This is a genomic window from Micromonospora saelicesensis, from assembly GCF_900091575.1.
Taxonomy (GTDB): domain Bacteria; phylum Actinomycetota; class Actinomycetes; order Mycobacteriales; family Micromonosporaceae; genus Micromonospora; species Micromonospora saelicesensis.
On sequence record NZ_FMCR01000001.1, the window covers coordinates 1,496,352 to 1,512,592 of the forward strand.

Annotated in this window: 10 protein-coding genes; 7 read left to right on the plus strand and 3 right to left on the minus strand. The window is 69.2% G+C overall.

What is annotated here, in order from left to right:
• Positions 1–118: 118 nt before the first annotated feature.
• Positions 119–2,989: a transglycosylase domain-containing protein gene (locus GA0070561_RS07080; RefSeq protein WP_091396622.1), complete on the plus strand. Its 2,871-nt coding sequence runs from the start codon at positions 119–121 to the stop codon at positions 2,987–2,989.
• A 126-nt stretch (positions 2,990–3,115) separates the two neighbouring features.
• The gene (locus GA0070561_RS07085) at positions 3,116–4,624 is read left to right on the plus strand and encodes a glycosyltransferase family 87 protein (RefSeq protein ID WP_091396625.1); all 1,509 of its coding nucleotides are present in this window, start codon (positions 3,116–3,118) and stop codon (positions 4,622–4,624) included.
• A 118-nt stretch (positions 4,625–4,742) separates the two neighbouring features.
• On the opposite strand, the gene GA0070561_RS07090 is transcribed toward GA0070561_RS07085, so the two are convergent.
• Together GA0070561_RS07090 and GA0070561_RS07095 are read right to left on the minus strand one after the other, a co-directional pair.
• Positions 4,743–6,902 carry a hypothetical protein gene (locus GA0070561_RS07090; protein ID WP_091396628.1) on the minus strand — a complete coding sequence of 720 codons (2,160 nt, stop codon included), beginning with the start codon at positions 6,900–6,902 and terminating at the stop codon, positions 4,743–4,745.
• On the minus strand, positions 6,899–7,690 hold the full coding sequence (locus tag GA0070561_RS07095) for a deoxyribonuclease IV (protein WP_091396632.1): 792 nt from the start codon (positions 7,688–7,690) through the stop codon (positions 6,899–6,901). The genes GA0070561_RS07090 and GA0070561_RS07095 overlap by 4 nt, the downstream gene beginning before the upstream one ends.
• Before the next feature lie 628 nt (positions 7,691–8,318).
• Between GA0070561_RS07095 and rpsF the strand changes: the two genes are divergently transcribed.
• The 4 genes from rpsF to rplI all read left to right on the plus strand — a co-directional run bounded on the left by rpsF (position 8,319) and on the right by rplI (position 9,968).
• A complete protein-coding gene (gene rpsF, locus GA0070561_RS07100; RefSeq protein ID WP_036391391.1) occupies positions 8,319–8,609 on the plus strand; it encodes a 30S ribosomal protein S6 in 291 nt (96 codons plus the stop codon).
• An 80-nt stretch (positions 8,610–8,689) separates the two neighbouring features.
• Entirely contained in the window at positions 8,690–9,226 is a 537-nt protein-coding gene (locus GA0070561_RS07105) for a single-stranded DNA-binding protein (RefSeq protein ID WP_181518404.1), read from the plus strand.
• Positions 9,226–9,507 (plus strand): 30S ribosomal protein S18, encoded by a 282-nt coding sequence (gene rpsR, locus GA0070561_RS07110; protein ID WP_051723758.1) that lies wholly within the window; start codon positions 9,226–9,228, stop codon positions 9,505–9,507. Before GA0070561_RS07105 ends, rpsR begins: the two co-directional genes overlap by 1 nt.
• Before the next feature lie 14 nt (positions 9,508–9,521).
• Positions 9,522–9,968: a 50S ribosomal protein L9 gene (gene rplI / locus GA0070561_RS07115; RefSeq protein WP_030487689.1), complete on the plus strand. Its 447-nt coding sequence runs from the start codon at positions 9,522–9,524 to the stop codon at positions 9,966–9,968.
• A gap of 206 nt (positions 9,969–10,174) precedes the next feature.
• Here rplI and GA0070561_RS07120 read toward each other — a convergent pair whose 3' ends face one another.
• Entirely contained in the window at positions 10,175–11,743 is a 1,569-nt protein-coding gene (locus tag GA0070561_RS07120; RefSeq protein ID WP_091396635.1) for a hypothetical protein, read from the minus strand.
• A 524-nt stretch (positions 11,744–12,267) separates the two neighbouring features.
• Here GA0070561_RS07120 and GA0070561_RS07125 point away from each other — a divergent pair.
• Complete coding sequence (locus tag GA0070561_RS07125; RefSeq protein WP_425255888.1) at positions 12,268–16,239, plus strand: replicative DNA helicase; 3,972 nt, start codon at positions 12,268–12,270, stop codon at positions 16,237–16,239.
• The last annotated feature ends 2 nt before the right edge of the window (positions 16,240–16,241 follow it).

The window sequence follows — 16,241 nt, forward strand, 5'->3', positions numbered from 1 at the left end:
TGATACGGCAATGACCCCGGTCGGCCGGCACCCCCGTGCCGGCGCCCCGGGTGAAGCAACTCACGGCAACCCGGTGGCGGCGCAGCCGCGCCCCACCGCGACCGGCAGGGTGTGAGGAATGAACTCGTACGGCGATCCCAGTTCTGCGCGCGGACGGACCCAGCACTCGGGTCCAGACGGTGACCCCGGGCCGGGCGCGGACGACGCGTACCGCCGACCCGGCGGTGATTCCGGCGGGAGCGGCTGGTCAGCCTCGGACCGAGGCGTGGCAACCCCAGGCCGGGCCTCGGTGACGCCCCGGGCTGCCGGTGGTCGCGCCACGGTCGGCGGTTCCGCCTCGGTGCCGCCGCGTGGCAGCGCGGCCGCCGGGTCCGCCTCGGTGGGTGCGGCAGCGAACGGTCGGTCCGGTCGAGCCTCGGTGCCGGTGTCGCCGGCACCCGGTGTGGCCGCTGGCCGCGCTGGCGCAGGTCGGGCCTCGGTGCCCGTCTCCCCGGCGCCGGCGGGTCGGGCCTCGGTCGGAGCCGCCGCGGTCGGTGCGGCCTCGGTCGGCACCGCCTCGGCGGGCCGGGCCAGCGTCGGCTCCGCATCGGTAGGTGGTCGTGCGGCGGTCGCCCGGGCGAGCGTCTCACCGGTCTCCGGTGGGCCGGGCGGCCCTGGGGGCCCCGGTGGTCCGGGCGGGCCGGGCGGGCCCGGTAGGGGCGGCCGTGGTCCGGGTGACTCGGGCGCGGCGCGGGCAAAGAAGCGCAAGCGGATGAACCTGCTGATCGCCGGGTTCGCCGTCTTCATCATGCTCGCCGGCATCGGCGTGGTCGGGTTCACCTACTACTCGACAAACGTGGTCATGCCGAACGAGATGCCGCTGCCGCTGTCCACCACCGTGTACGCCAAGGACGGCAAGACGCAGCTCGCCAAGCTGGGCAGCGAGAACCGTACCTTCGTGACCATCCAGCAGATCCCGCAGCACGTGCAGGACGCGGTCGCCGCGGCGGAGGACCGGAACTTCTACCGGCACTCCGGCGTCGACTACAAGGGCATCGTCCGGGCCGCATGGAACAACGTCTCCAACGGCGACAAGCAGGGCGCCTCGACGATCACCCAGCAGTACGCCCGCAACGCGTTCGAGAACCTCAAGGACGACACGTACGGCCGGAAGGTGAAGGAGGCGATCCTCGCCTCCAAGCTGAACGACAAGTACGACAAGCCGACGATCATGCAGCACTACCTGAACGTCATCTACTTCGGCCGCGGCGCGTACGGCATCGAGGCGGCGGCACAGACCTACTTCGGCAAGCCGGCCATCAAGCTCACTCCCGCCGAGGGAGCAGTGCTGGCCGCAGTGATCAAGCAGCCGCAGCCGAGCGAAACGCACAAGGGGTTCGACCCGGCGGTCAACCCGATCGATGCCAAGTCGCGGTGGGACTACGTGATCGGCGGCATGAAGAAGGAGGGCTGGCTGGACTCCCCCAACCATCCCCCGGCGCCCACCGAGTACCCGAAGGCGCTGCCGCCGAAGAAGGACGGCGTCGGCTTCGGTGTCGACAGCCCGCGCGGCAACGTCATCAACTACGTCCGGCAAGAGATGGACGAGATGGGTCTCTGCTCCGACAGCGGTGCGGAGGGCAAGACGAGCTGCGTCGACGCGCTGCGGGATGGCGGCTACCGGATCACCACCACCATCGACCCGAAGCTCCAGACCGCCGCGGAGAACACCGCGATGCAGTCGAAGAAGGGCTCAGAGCTCAACGACCAGCCGAAGAACCTGATGGCGGCGGTGGTCTCGATCGACCCGAAGATGGGCCGCGTGCTCGCCTACTACGGCGGTGACAGCGGCGCCGACTTCGACTACGCCGGCAAGAACATCGACAAGAACGGCGACCTGACCGGTGGGCACCAGCCGGGCTCGTCGATGAAGGTGTACACCCTGGCCGCCGCGATCGAGGCCGGGATCTCGGTCAAGTCGCACTGGGACCCCACGCCCTACAAGCCCAAGGGCTCCAGGGACACGATCGGTAACGCCAACCGCACCAACCTCAAGTGCGGCAAGTACTGCACCCTCGAAGAGTCGACGGTCCAGTCGTACAACGTGCCCTTCTACTGGGTCGCCGACACGATCGGCGCCGACAAGGTCGTCGACATGGCCCGGAAGGCCGGCGTGACCACCATGTGGGGCGTCGACCCGCCGCAGGCCTTCGACCTGTCGAAGAAGGGGCCGAAACCGTTCGACAACTACACCGGTTTCGGCAAGTACCCGATCACCGTGTTCGATCACGCCAACGCCATGGCTACGTTCGCCAACGACGGCAAGTACATCAAGGCCCACTTCGTCGTCAAGATCGAACAGCAGGACAAGGCCACCGGCAAGTGGAAGGTCGTTGGCAGCGAGCGCATCAAGCCGGAGCAGCGGATCCCCAAGAAGATCACCGACGAGGTCACCGGCGTCCTGAAGCAGATCCCTCGCCCCAACAACATCTCCCTGGAGAACGGCCGCCAGGCCGCCGCCAAGACCGGCACCTGGGAGTACGACGACAAGGACAACTCGCACGCCTGGACGGTCGGCTACACCCCGCAGAACGCCACAGCGGTGTGGGTGGGCAGTCGGGATCCGAGGAAGCCGCAGATCAAGCTCGCCAGCGGTAAGGACATCGGCGGTTCGACGCTCCCCGGCCCGATCTGGGAGAAGTACATGAACACCGCCCTCAAGGGCCAGGAGGAGATCCCCCTGCCCAGCGTCACCGGCGAGGGTGACACCACGAAGGGCAACGGCAAGGAGCCGCCGCCACCGCCGCCGACCAACCCGGGGGGTCAGCCTGGGCAGGGCACCCCCTGCAACCCGCTGATCGATATTTTCTGCAACCCCGGGGGCAACAACCCCGGCGGGAACCCTGGGGGCAATCCCGGAGGTAACCCCGGCGGCAATCCGGGCGGCAATCCCGGCGGGGGAGGTGGTGGTGGCGGGGTGTTACCCAGCCTGCCACCCAACCGGGACTGACCCGCACCAGCGCACGACGCCGCCGCCGGCCGGACGACCTGTCCCGGCCGGCGGCGGCGTTTTCGTACCCGGAACTCCGCGCCGGGACGGGACGGGCACCCCCGTCGTACGGCAGGATGCCTCTTCATGAGCACCCAGTCGACGCCCGGCATCGACGACGCCGGAACCACCGATCACCCGTCCCGCTCCGACGGGTTCGTCCGCGGCATCTCCAGCGTCATCGGCGGGCCGCTGGGCGACCACGCGACAGCGGTGGACCGGCCGGCCGGTCGGGAGCGTCGCTTCTGGACCGCCGTGCGGATCGTGCTGGCGATGGCGTGCCTCACGCTCGCGCTGCACTGGGTGCAGAAATCGCCCTGCCAGGACGGCGCCTGGCAGAACAACGTCCAGTACACCCGGTTCTGCTACACCGACGTCCTCGCCCTCTACTACGCCGAAGGGCTCAACGAGGGCAAGGTGCCCTACCGCGACCACCCGGTCGAGTACCCGGTGCTGACCGGCTACTTCATGGGGGCGCTGGGCCTGCCGGTGCACGCCATCGGTGACGGCGACCCGAGCATCAACCAGGGTCAGTGGTTCTACAACCTGAACGCGCTGGTGCTGGGCGCGCTCGCGGTGGCCACGGTGGCGGTGATCCTGGCGCTGCGCCGCCGACGACCCTGGGACGCGGCGATGTTCGCACTCGCCCCGGCGTTGGTGCTCACCGCCACCGTCAACTGGGACCTTCTCGCCATCGGGCTGGCCGCCTTCGGCCTGCTGGCCTGGGCTCGAAAACGACCGGCGGTGGCCGGGGTGCTGCTCGGGTTGGCCGGCGCGGCGAAGCTCTGGCCGCTCTTCCTGCTCGGGCCGATCCTCATCCTGGCGCTACGGGCCGATCGGGTTCGTGCCGCGCTCATCGCCATCGGGACGGCGATCGCGGCCGTGGTGCTGGTCAACCTGCCGGCCGCCCGCGCGTACCCGGAGAACTGGGACCGGTTCTTCGAACTGAACACCACCCGGCCGATCGACTGGGGCACGCTCTGGTACATCGGGCGCTACCTGGACGGCAAGGTCGGCAACGACCCCGCCAACCTCGGCCCGTTCGAGTGGCTCAACGCCAACATCCCGACCCTCAACACCGTCTCGTACGCGCTGTTCGGGCTGGCCTGCCTCGGCGTCGCCGTGCTGGCGCTGCGGGCGCCGCGCCGACCGCGGCTGGCTCAGCTCGCGTTCCTGGTGGTGGCCGCGTTCCTCATCTTCAGCAAGGTCTGGTCGCAGCAGTTCGTCCTCTGGCTGCTCCCGCTGGTGGTGCTGGCCCGACCGAAGTGGGGCGCGTCCCTGGCCTGGCAGATAGCCGAGGTCTGCTACTTCGTCGCCTTCTACGGGGAACTGCTCGGCGCGGCAACCAGCCGGCCGGTCTTCCCGGAGGGGGTCTTCGTGCTGGCCTCGACGCTGCGACTGGCCACCGTGGTGGTGCTCTGCGTGTTCGTCGTCAAGGAGATCCTGCACCCCGACCAGGACGCGGTGCGGGCCACCTACCCGGACGACCCGGACGGTGGCGTTCTCGACGGCGCCCCGGACGCCCCCTGGATAGACCGCTGGCGCCGCAGAGAGACAACCAGCGAACCCCGACCCGAGCCCGTCGCAACTACCTGACCCAAAGCCGACCGCGGCTTGGACCAGGTCAGGGTTTTCGGGGCAGCCCGCCCGGCGCAGGGATCAAGCCTGACCGCCCGGAGCCGGGCGGGCTCCCCCGAAAAACCGCCCTAAAGCTTTACAGGCGATAGACGACAGCGTCGTCGCCGACCTCCTGCCGGCTGATGCCGAGCGACTCGACCGGCGCGTCGATGTTGATCTCCCACGGTGTGCCGGCCACCTGGCCGCGCAGCAGCACCACAGTGCGGACGCCGAGCGTGCGCAGGTAGTCGACGCTCGTCTGGTCCGGGAACGACTGGCTCACCCGGCGGACGTCGTCGAGCTGGCGCGGCGTGAAGCCGCTACCGCCGTTGACCACGTCGGGGAACCCGCTGGTCGACCAGAGCATCACGTGCTGGTCGAGGCTCTGACTGCTGGGCAGCACCAGCAGCGGACCCTCCGCCGAACGCATCGCCGCCGGCTGGGTCGGCACCACCGGGTGTGGGGTGGTGTTCAGGCCCTCGACGGTGACCAGCAGCAAGGGCAGCAGGGTGGCCATCCGCAGCCACGGCCCCGGCCACGACGGAATCCGCTGCGCGGTCAACTCGCGGACCCGGTCGGTGAGCGCGGTGACCGCGCCCGCCGCGAGCAGGCCGAGCAACAACGTGGTCCAGAGCATCAACCGCCCGGGGGTACGCAGCCCGCTCCAGCCCGGCAGGTGCTCGAAGAGGGGCACGTAGGTGAAGGTGCCGTCGAAGAAGCGGGTGCCCATGGCGAAGGCCATCGTCAGCAGCACCCCGGCGAGCAGCAGCAGTCGGTGCCGCAGCCGCCAGACCGAGAAGAACAACCCGCCCGCGGCGAGTGCGTAGAGCACGAAGCCCGGCAGCAGGGTCATCTCCGGATGCCACGGCAGCGCTGCCCGGGCACCCTCGTGCAGCCCACCCCAGATCCGCGACTCGCCGGGCGCTGTCACGAAGCCCGACGCCGGCGGCGAGAAGAGGCTGATGTCGGCGATGGTGCGCTCGGCGTACGGGTGCAGCTCGGTCACCTTGAAGAACGGGAACGCCATCAGCAAACCGACACCGGCGAACAACACCCCGCCGAGCACGTCGGCGGCGAACAACCGGCGACCGAACGGAACGGCCTGCCCGGTGCGCAGCCGCCGCGCGAAGAACAGGACGGCAGTGACCAGCACCGCGCCGGCCAGGAAGTACGCGAATGGCAGCCCGATGCCGAAACCCAGGCTGAGTTGCCAGGCCGCCACCAGCCAACCGGCATAGACCCAACCGTCATGCCGGCGCTCCGGCCGGTAGCCGTGTCGCAGGGACCACCCGTGCCCGCGCGCCAACATCGCCAGCGCCAGCGGAATGCCCCCGTTGGAGAGCACGTGCAGGTGCCCGGCCTGGGCCAGCAGCCACGGCGCGTAGGTGTAGCTCACCCCCGCGACGGCCGCACCGATCCGGCCGGCCCCGAGCTGTCGGGCCAGCGCGTACGCCCCGAGCGTGGCAAGCGCGTGCGCCAGCACGAACATGATGTTGTAACGCAGCACGGCGTCCTCGGGACCGCTGCCGAGCATCCCAGCCGGGGCGTACCCGAGCAGCGTGTCGGAGAACGCGAAGCTCCACAGCTCGGGGAAGAACGTGTTGGACTGCCACAGCCGCGCCGGCTCGGCCAGCAGGATGTGCCCGGACCAGGCCATCTGCCAGGCTTGCAGGCTCGGGTCCCAGTAGTCCTGCGGGAGGGTGTAGCGCGGATAGCGCAGCGTCGGCCAGGTCATCAACACGGCCAGCGCCAACGCGCCGAGGGCGGCCAGGGTCCACTCGTGGATCAGGAACCGACCGACCGCCCGGCCCACCCGACTGAAGATGGAGGGCTTCGGCTCCGGTGCGGAGGCGAAGGCCTCCCAACGCTCCGGGCCGACCGGCTTGGCCTCGCTGTCGCCCTTGTCCTTACCGTCGGTGCCGTCCGCCTTCGCGCCCTTGGCCGGGTCGCCGTCCTTGGCCGGTTTGCTGGCCTTGATCGCGGCGCTGTCCTTGGCCGCGCCATCCACCGTGCCGCTGTCCTTGGCCGCGGCGCTGTCCTTGGCCGCGCCGCTGTCCTTGGCCCGGTCGGTGCCCTTGGATGCGTCGGTGCCCTTGGCGGTGCTGGCGCTGACCGCGGTGCCGCCCTCGGCGGCAACCTGCTTGGTCATGGCGTTCTGCTGGGTGGGGGTGCCGGCCGCAGCCGTGGTGGGACTCTCGGCGGCCGCGCCGGTGGGGGTGGGCCGGGCGTTGCCGGTCCCGGGCTGTCCGCTGGTCATGCCGCCGGGCTCTCCGCTCCGAGCTGCTCACGCAGGAAGTCGATGTCGGCGGCCTGGCCGGTCACACCGCCCGGTGTCTCGACGACCACCGGCGCGCCGGCCGCCCGGATCACCGCCACCACCAGCTCCGGGTCGATCGTCCCGCCGCCCAGGTTGTCGTGACGGTCCTGGCCGGAGTTGAACGCGCCCTTGGAGTTGTTTGCGTGCACCAGGTCGATCCGCCCGGTGATCGCCTTGACCCGGTCGACCAGGCCGAGCAGCTCCTCACCGCCCGCGTACGCGTGGCAGGTGTCCAGGCAGAAGCCGACCTCGTAGTCACCGATGGCGTCCCAGAGTCGGGCGAGCGCGTCCAGCCGTCGGGCGCAGGCGTTGTCGCCGCCGGCGGTGTTCTCGATCAGGACCGGTACGCCGAACCCGCCGGAGTCCGCCGCGTACGCGAAGGTCTTGCGCCAGTTGTCGAAGCCGACGGTCAGGTCGTCGCCGGCGTTGACGTGCCCGCCGTGGACGATCAGGCCCTTGGCACCGATGGCGGCGGCAGCGTTGGCGTGCCCGAGCAGCAGCTTGCGGCTCGGGATCCGGATGCGGTTGTTGAGCGTGGCCACGTTGATGACGTACGGGGCGTGCACGTAGAGGTCGACCTCGGCGGCGCGCAGCCGCTCGGCATCTTCGCGAGGCTTGGGCGCCTTCCAACCCTGTGGGTCGGCGAGGAAGAACTGCACGGTCTCGGCGGACCGGGCGGCCGCCTCCGCCAGCGGGTCGGTCGAGTCGACGTGGGCTCCGATACGCATGCGAGCGAGCCTACGTCGCGACCCCGACCGGCGGGGCAAGGGCCGGGGCGGTGTCGCGTCACCGGAGGGACCGACGATCGTTGATGGGTTTGAACCGGCGACCAGTATCCCGGTGCCGCCAGCGGCGCGAGCGTCGCACACGGCGACCGGCGGTCGACGGCCGACAGCGAGGTCACCCCCGCGGCGCGGCCCGGCGCAGCGGGGGCGACCCCATCGCACACCAGTACCGAGCGACGACGAATCTCGGAAAATTGTGCTTTTCCCCCCGACAAGGTACGAGTGCTGTTGTATCGTCAGATAACAACACGATAAAGCTCCGCGGGGCGTCTTCGGTCCAACCTCATCGGTGTGGTCGTTCCTCCCCAGGTCCCACCCAAGGAATGCGGACCGGACGCCCCGCGGCCTCGTAGACGGGGGTCCACCACCGACCAATTGACGGTCGGGCGGTGGGCCCCCGTCGGCTCGTCCGGGTCCGGACCCGACCACCCCGGGCATGATCGTTGGGACCGGGTATCCTGGTCAGGTTGTCCGCGTCCGGCCGGGTTCCCTCGGCGCGTGCGGGCAGCGACACAAGACCTCCTGCCACGGAAGGACCGTGGCCGCTTAGCCCACAGGAGGTGAGCACGTCTTGCGTCACTACGAACTAATGGTCATCCTCGACTCCAGCCTCGAGGAGCGCACCGTCGCACCGTCGCTCGACACGTACCTGAACGTGATTCGGACCGCGGGTGGCTCGGTTGAGAAGACCGACGTGTGGGGCCGTCGGCGCCTCGCGTACGAGATCAACAAAAAGGCCGAAGGCATCTACGCCGTCATCGACCTGCAGGCCACGCCTGCTGCGGTGGCCGAGCTGGACCGTCAGCTCCGGCTCAACGAGTCCGTGCTGCGCACCAAGGTCATCCGACCGGAAATGCGCTAGAGCATCCAACCCCGGTTCGTCCGGATCAGCCTCCGCGACTCTGTCGTACGGCTCTGCGAGCCTGTACGACGAGACGCTGAGTGCGCGAGGAGATGGTCATGGCAGGAGACACCACCATCACGGTCATCGGCAATCTGACCGATGACCCCGAGTTGCGGTTCACCCCCTCCGGGGCTGCGGTCGCCAAGTTCCGAGTCGCTTCGACGCCCCGTTTCATGGACAAGGCGTCGAACGAATGGAAGGACGGCGAGCCGCTGTTCCTCGCATGCACCGTGTGGCGCCAGGCCGCCGAGCACGTCGCCGAGTCGCTGCAGCGTGGCGCTCGCGTGATCGTGTCGGGCCGGCTGCGTCAGCGGTCGTACGAGACCCGCGAGGGTGAGAAGCGCACTGTCATCGAGCTTGAGGTCGACGAGATCGGCCCGTCGCTGCGCTACGCCACGGCGAAGGTGCAGAAGATGTCCCGCTCCGGCGGTGGCGGCGGCGGCTTCGGTGGCGGCGGTGGCGGTGGCAACCAGGGCGGCGGCGGAGGCAACTTCGACGACCCCTGGGCTTCGGCTGCTCCCTCTCCCGCGCGTGCCGGTTCGGGCGCCAATTTTGACGAGGAGCCACCGTTCTAATGGCGCCTAGCGCTCGCGATCGCAAACCAGGAGCACGTGCAACGGCCAAGGCTGCGGCACTGCGCAAGCCCAAGAAGAAGGTGAACCCGCTCGACAAGGACGGGATCGCCTACATCGATTACAAGGACACCGCGCTGCTGCGCAAGTTCATCTCCGATCGCGGCAAGATCCGCGCTCGTCGGGTGACCGGCGTGACCTCGCAGCAGCAGCGGCAGATCGCCCGTGCGGTCAAGAACGCCCGTGAGATGGCGCTCCTGCCATACACGGCCACCACCCGCTGAGAGGAGGCACCGATATGAAGATCATCCTGACTCAGGAAGTGTCCGGCCTCGGTGCCCCGGGCGACATCGTCGAGGTCAAGAACGGCTACGGCCGTAACTACCTGCTGCCGCAGGGCTTCGCGATCGTCTGGACCAAGGGCGCGGAAAAGCAGGTCACGGTCATCAAGCGGGCCCGTGGGGCCCGCGAGATCCGCGACCTCGACCACGCCAACGAGGTCAAGGCTCAGCTCGAGGGTCTCAAGGTCAACCTGAAGGTCCGCGCCGGCGACGGTGGACGGCTCTTCGGCTCGGTCACCCCGGCCGAGATCGTCGACGCCGTCAAGGCCGCCAGCGGCCCGGTCCTCGATCGTCGCCGGCTGGAGGTGCCCGGTCACATCAAGTCGATCGGCGCCTACCCGGTGAAGATCAAGCTGCACCCTGAGGTGACCGCGTCGTTCAACCTGAACGTCGTTCAGGGCTGACGTCCGCAACACCACCACGAGGGCCCGCACCGAGCGATCGGTGCGGGCCCTCGTGCGTACGTCGTCCAACCCGGCACTGCCCGGGCCAAGATGGTCGCCGCCGGGCATGCCCCGACCCGCCGCCCAGTGGGGCCCCGACCTGCCTCCCCGCCCAGCGCAGGCCCCGACCCGACGCCCGCCCGAGCCGGACCCGGCCTGCCGACGGGTCACCCGATGGGCTGGCCCGTCACCGCGCTGATCAGCACCGTGGAGAGGCCACCGCCCACCACCGCGGCAGCAACCGCGATGGTCGCCGAGCGCCACGTCGTACCCACCCGCCGCAGCAGCGCGGCCACCACCAAGCTGCTCACCAGAGCCAGACCGAAGCGCGGCGAACCGGCCAGGAGTGACTCCAGTGCGCGCGACCGGGCGGACTCGCACCCGCCCCCGCTGATGTCGGTCACACAACCAGCCGGCGCCTGGCTGTCCAACGTCAACAACCAAACGAAGATCAGCATCGCCGGCACCAGGTAACAGGCCGCCGTGTACAGCAGAGGCCGGACGGACCCACCCGGATCCGGGTCCAGCAGGTCGTCCTCCAGACGCCGCGCCCAGGCACCCGTGGCCGCCGACTCGACCCGCCGACGTACCGACGCCGTTCCCACCGCCGGCCGGTCCGCCCTACGTCGGGGCGTACCCGGACGCGGCGCGGCCGGACGCGGCGCGGCCGGACGCGGCGCAGGCGCGCTGCGCGGCCGTGGGGCGGTGTATCCCACCACCGGAGACCGGGGCGCCGACGTCGTCGGATCCATCCAACGCGGGTCGTCATCGGCCAACCGAGTGCCGGACCAGAACCCGTCATCCCGGCTCGGCCACCCCTCGGCCGCAACCGAGCGATCGGAGCGCGGCGCCAGCGTACGGTCCCACTGGTCGTCCTCGATCGCGGACCGCTCCCACTGGCCGGTGCGGTCCGATCGCTCCCAGCCACCGACGCTCTCCGCGGCCGACCACTGCCCGCTCAGGTCCCCGCTGTCCGCGCCGGCCGTCGGCGGCCACGCGTGCACGCCCGAGGCGTCCCACGGGTCCACCGCAGGCGGGTACGACGGTTCGGGCTCCGCCACCCGGTCCGATCCGCGGGCCCACGGGTCGGCCGCCGGACGTGACCAGGACTCCTCCGCCGCACGGCGGCTACGCCGGCTGGGACGGCTCGGCTCCTGGTCCGGCACCTGCTCGCTCTTGGCGGACTCCGGCTCCCCGCCCGACCAGATCACCTGCGGACGGCCAACGGGCGCGCGGCGGGGACGCCGGTCCGAGACAGCGCCGGAGACCGGCTCGTCCTCCCCGGCATCGGCCCGTCGGCGGCCGGAGTAGCCCTGCTCCTGCGGCCGGTCGAGCGTCCACTCCCGGGTGTGGTCCGAGTCCGGCGCCGGGCCGATCGCTGCCTGGTCCCGTCGACGCGGCTCGCTGCCCCGCCGCCGACCACTCGACGACTCGGCGGACCGTCGGCCTGCCCCGGAGATCGGCCGCTCGGGCTCGTCCTCGTCGTCGTCCGGTGCCGCGTGGCGACCACCGCCGTCCGCGTGCCGGACCCCGGACTCCAGCGCCCACCGGGGCAGGTAGGCGTCGACAGGCTCGTCCTGGCCGCGGTCCAACGCACGCCGCCTGCTGGAGGTGCGGTAGCGCCCGTCCTCGTCGTACGGGTCAACCGGAACAGACGCCGCGCGCTCACCCCACGAGGCGGTTGGCTGGCGCTCGCGCGGGCTGCCATCGCCGCGTCCCCAGTCCCGGTAATTCACGGCCGGAGTGTGACCCTTCTGAACCGAAAGCGGAATCCGCTGTCCAGGTGTAGCCGTTCGCTGGAGATAGTACGGGACGATCGTGTCACAGGCCCGACCGAAATATTCTCCTCCACAGGCTGGGGAGCATGTTCTCGCAGGTCAACGACTTATGGCCGAGAATTCCCCAATGGTTATCCACAGGCTGTGCACACGCTGCGCACATGCTGTCCACCGGGATCCACAGGTTGTCCCGAGGCTCGTCCACCGGCGTTGTTGAGTCTCTGACCTCGGGGTCCGTATGGTTGGCCCTCGACCGCCGGCGATGGCCCCCGATCGACCGGCCCGGTCGGACGGAACTGTCGTACCCCAGCGGTAGAGCTGGGGTTGGATCCGGCGCAGTGGAGGGGGGACCCGTGTCGGTCACCGACGACATGCGGGCAGAGCCACGCTCCGGCGGAGGCCAGCCACCCGCGCAGCGGGATGGCCAGTTCGACAAGACCCCGCCCCAGGACGTCGCGGCCGAGCAGTGCGTCCTCGGCGGCATGCTGCTCTCCAAGGACGCCATCGCCGACGTCGTCGAGATCCTCAAGACCAACGACTTCTACCGGCCGGTGCACGCCACCATCTTCGACATCATCCTCGACATCTACGGCCGGGGTGAGCCGGCCGACTCGATCACTGTCGCGGCGGCGCTCGCCGACTCCGGGGATCTGGTACGCATCGGTGGCGCACCGTACCTGCACACACTCATCGCCAGCGTGCCCACCGCCGCCAACGCCGCCTACTACGCCCGCATCGTCAGCGAGCGGGCGGTGCTACGCCGACTGGTCGAGGCCGGCACGAAGATCGTGCAGCTGGGCTACGGCACCGCCAGCGGCGGCAGCCGCGACGTGGACGACGTCGTCGACCTCGCCCAGCAGGCCGTGTACGACGTCACCGAACGGCGGGTCAGCGAGGACTTCGCGGTCCTGGCCGACATGTTGCAGCCGACGCTCGACGAGATCGAGGCGGTGGGGGCGACCGGCGGCATGATGACGGGCGTGCCGACCGGCTTCAGCGACCTGGACCGACTGCTCAACGGTCTGCACGCCGGACAGTTGATCATCGTGGCCGGGAGACCTGGTCTGGGCAAGGCGCTCGCGCTCGACACCCCACTGCCGACCCCGGATGGCTGGACCACCATGGGCGAGGTCAAGGCGGGCGATCAGCTACTGGCTGCGGACGGCTCTCCGACCACGGTTACACACGCCTTCGACGTGATGCACGACCGTCCCTGCTACGAGGTCGAGTTCTCGGACGGCACCGTCATAGTGGCGGACGCTGAGCACCTGTGGAAGACGACCACGCGGGCGATCCGGCGGCAGGAACCGGCGCGGCAGAGGCGGCACTGGCCCGAATCGTCGCTGGCCAACGTGCGTGCGGCACATGAGCGGCTGAGCTCCCTGGGGAACCAGCCGATCACGCTCTTCGACACGATTGCGCAGGTTGGGCCGGAGTTCCGGCATGTCCTGCACACCGTCGCCCGTGAGGTCGGGTCGGTTGGCCGGATCAGCCGTCCCATCGTCCGCAACGGCAAGCCACAGAACTGGACTGCACCGGGATATCCGGCCGGTCCGCTTCTCGGCACGCTTCTTCAACGAGCCGAGCGGGAGATCAATGCCGGCAGCCGAGCCGACCACGACGGCGTTGTCACCACCGCCCAGATCGCGGCCACGCTACGTACCGACACCGCCCAGCGACGGCTCAACCATGCCGTACGTAACTGCGCTCCCATCCAACTCCCGGACCGTGAGCTGCTCGTCCCCCCCTACACGTTGGGAACATGGCTAGGGGACGGGCACAGCGACGCCAGCCGCTTCACCACGGCAGATCCGGAGATGGTCGCGCACGTCGAGGCGGACGGCTTCGTCGTGCGGCCCAGCGGGCCGATGGTCTACACCATTCTGCTGCAGCCCACGTCCGCTGCTGCGGGGAACGGTGTCTGCGTGGACTGTGGCGTTTCCACCAGGGCGTTGCGTGAGAATCCAGCGACGAGGAAGTGTGCCGACTGCCGTCACCGGAACGGTTCCTTCCTCGGGCTGTTGCGTCAGGTCGGGGTAGCGGGGAACAAGCACATCCCGGGCGACTATCTGCGCGCCTCCGAGGCTCAGCGCAGGGCGTTGCTCGCTGGGCTGATGGACACCGATGGGACCGTCGCCCCCTCCGGCAACTTGCAGTACACGTCGACCTCGAAGCGGCTGGCTGATGACGTACGCGAACTCATCGTCAGCCTCGGCTACCGCTGCACGGTCAACGCGAAGCCGGTGCGCGGACGCACCGACGAGTCGTCGATCGCGTACACGCTGAACTTCTCCACGCCGGATGTCATCTTCCGGCTCAGGCGGAAGCAGGATGCACACGCCGAACGCCGCCGCACCACCTCCGACGTTCGAACGACCTCGCGGTTCATCGTCGACGTCCGGCCGGCCCCCAGCGTTCCGGTGCGGTGCGTGACCGTCGACAACGACGAACACCTGTACCTGGCCAGCCGGGCGATGATCCCCACCCACAACAGCACGGCCAGCATGGACTTTGCCCGAAATGCTGCGATTCGCGCAAACCAGGCAGCTGCGATCTTCTCGCTGGAAATGAGCAAGGTCGAGATCGTCATGCGGCTGCTCTCCGCCGAGGCGCGGGTGCCGCTGCACGTGCTGCGCAGCGGTCAGCTCTCCGACGATGACTGGACCAAGCTGGCCCGGTGCATGGGCGAGATCAGCGAGGCGCCGCTCTTCGTCGACGACACGCCGAGCATGAACCTGATGGAGATCCGCGCCAAGGCTCGGCGGCTCAAGCAGCGGCACGACCTCAAGATGATCGTGGTCGACTATCTCCAGCTGATGACCTCGCCGAAGCGCACCGAGAGTCGCCAGCAGGAGGTCGCGGACCTGTCCCGTGGCCTGAAGCTGTTGGCCAAGGAGGTCGAGTGCCCGGTCATCGCGGTCAGCCAGCTGAACCGTGGTCCCGAGCAGCGCACCGACAAGCGACCCCAGTTGTCCGACTTGCGCGAATCGGGCTGCCTCACGGCGGAGACCCGAGTGATTCGCGCGGATGACAACACCGAGATCAAGCTCGGGGAGTTGTTGTCAAACAACGCTAGAGACATCCCGGTCTGGGCGTTGGACGAGAGCCTTCGCTATACCCCTCGCACCATGACCCACGTCTTCCCGAGCGGCACCCGCGAGGTGTTCCGTCTGACCCTCGCGTCGGGCAAGCAGATTGACGCCACAGCGAATCACCCCTTCCTCGCGTTCACCGGCTGGTTGCCACTCGGTGAGTTGTCGCCCGGAGATCGCATCGCCACGCCGCGACACCTGCCGCCTCCAATGGTCACCCGACCGTGGGTCGACGCCGAGGTGGTCATGTTGGCGCACCTGTTGGGCGACGGGTCCTTCGTGCGGCACCAACCCATCCGGTACGCAAGTTGTGATGAGCTGAACCTGCAGGCCGTGACGGAAGCAGCGAAGCACTTCGGGATTTCCGCCGTCCGCGACGACTATGCGGCCGCGAGGGTCACAACCCTCCGCTTGCCGGCGCCCTATCGCCTGGCTCGCGGTCAACGTAACCCGATCGCGTCTTGGCTGGACGAGTTGGGCCTCTTCGGTCTGAGGTCACACGAGAAGTTCCTCCCTTCTGCCGTCTTCAGCCTGCCCAAGGAACAGATCACCAGCTTCCTGCGGCACCTCTGGGCCACGGACGGTTCGGTGACCGTCAACGGCACAGGCCGCGGAGGGCGCGTCTATTTCGCGTCCACGAGCCGACGAATGCTCGAGGACATCTCTCGACTGCTCCTCAGGTACGGCATTACAGCCCGGCTGCGGGACGTACCAGTCGTGGGACATCGCCCTCAGTACACGCTCGACATCTCCGGTCGGGACGACCAGTTGAGGTTCCTGCGCGAGATCGGCGTCTACGGGCAGCGCTCGGAGGGCTGTGCTGCTCTGCTTGCTGCTTTGGAGTCGACGGAGAGCAACACCAACGTTGACACCGTGCCGCGCGAGGTGTGGACCAGGGTGAAGGAAATCTTGGTCGAGCAGGGGATGACGCACCGTGAGTTCGCGGCTGCCATCGGCACCCAATTCTGTGGTAGCGCCCTCTGGAAGCGCGCGCCCAGCCGTTCCCGGCTGGCGGCGATCGCCACCGTCCTCGACGCGGCCGACCTCGACTTGCACGCGACCAACGACATCTTCTGGGACTCGGTAGTGTCCATCGAGTCGCTCGGTGAACAAGAAGTGTTCGACGCGACCGTGCTCGGGAAGCACAACTTCATCGCCAATGGCATCGCCACCCACAACTCGATCGAGCAGGACGCCGACGTTGTCATCCTTCTGCACCGCGACGACTACTACGACAAGGAGTCGCCGCGGGCCGGGGAGGCGGATTTTATTGTTGCCAAGCATCGAAATGGGCCCACCGACACGGTGACCGTCGCGGCGCAGCTGCACCTGTCCCGCTTCGTCGACATGGCCATCGGCTGACC

Excerpts from the sequence above, each read along its gene's own strand:
- GA0070561_RS07080 (WP_091396622.1), top strand. The coding sequence starts at position 119 with ATGAACTCGTACGGCGATCCCAGTTCTGCGCGCGGACGGACCCAGCAC.
- GA0070561_RS07085 (WP_091396625.1), top strand. The coding sequence starts at position 3,116 with ATGAGCACCCAGTCGACGCCCGGCATCGACGACGCCGGAACCACCGAT.
- GA0070561_RS07090 (WP_091396628.1), bottom strand. The coding sequence starts at position 6,902 with ATGACCAGCGGACAGCCCGGGACCGGCAACGCCCGGCCCACCCCCACC.
- GA0070561_RS07095 (WP_091396632.1), bottom strand. The coding sequence starts at position 7,690 with ATGCGTATCGGAGCCCACGTCGACTCGACCGACCCGCTGGCGGAGGCG.
- rpsR (WP_051723758.1), top strand. The coding sequence starts at position 9,226 with ATGGCGCCTAGCGCTCGCGATCGCAAACCAGGAGCACGTGCAACGGCC.
- rplI (WP_030487689.1), top strand. The coding sequence starts at position 9,522 with ATGAAGATCATCCTGACTCAGGAAGTGTCCGGCCTCGGTGCCCCGGGC.
- GA0070561_RS07125 (WP_425255888.1), top strand. The coding sequence starts at position 12,268 with ATGCTGCTCTCCAAGGACGCCATCGCCGACGTCGTCGAGATCCTCAAG.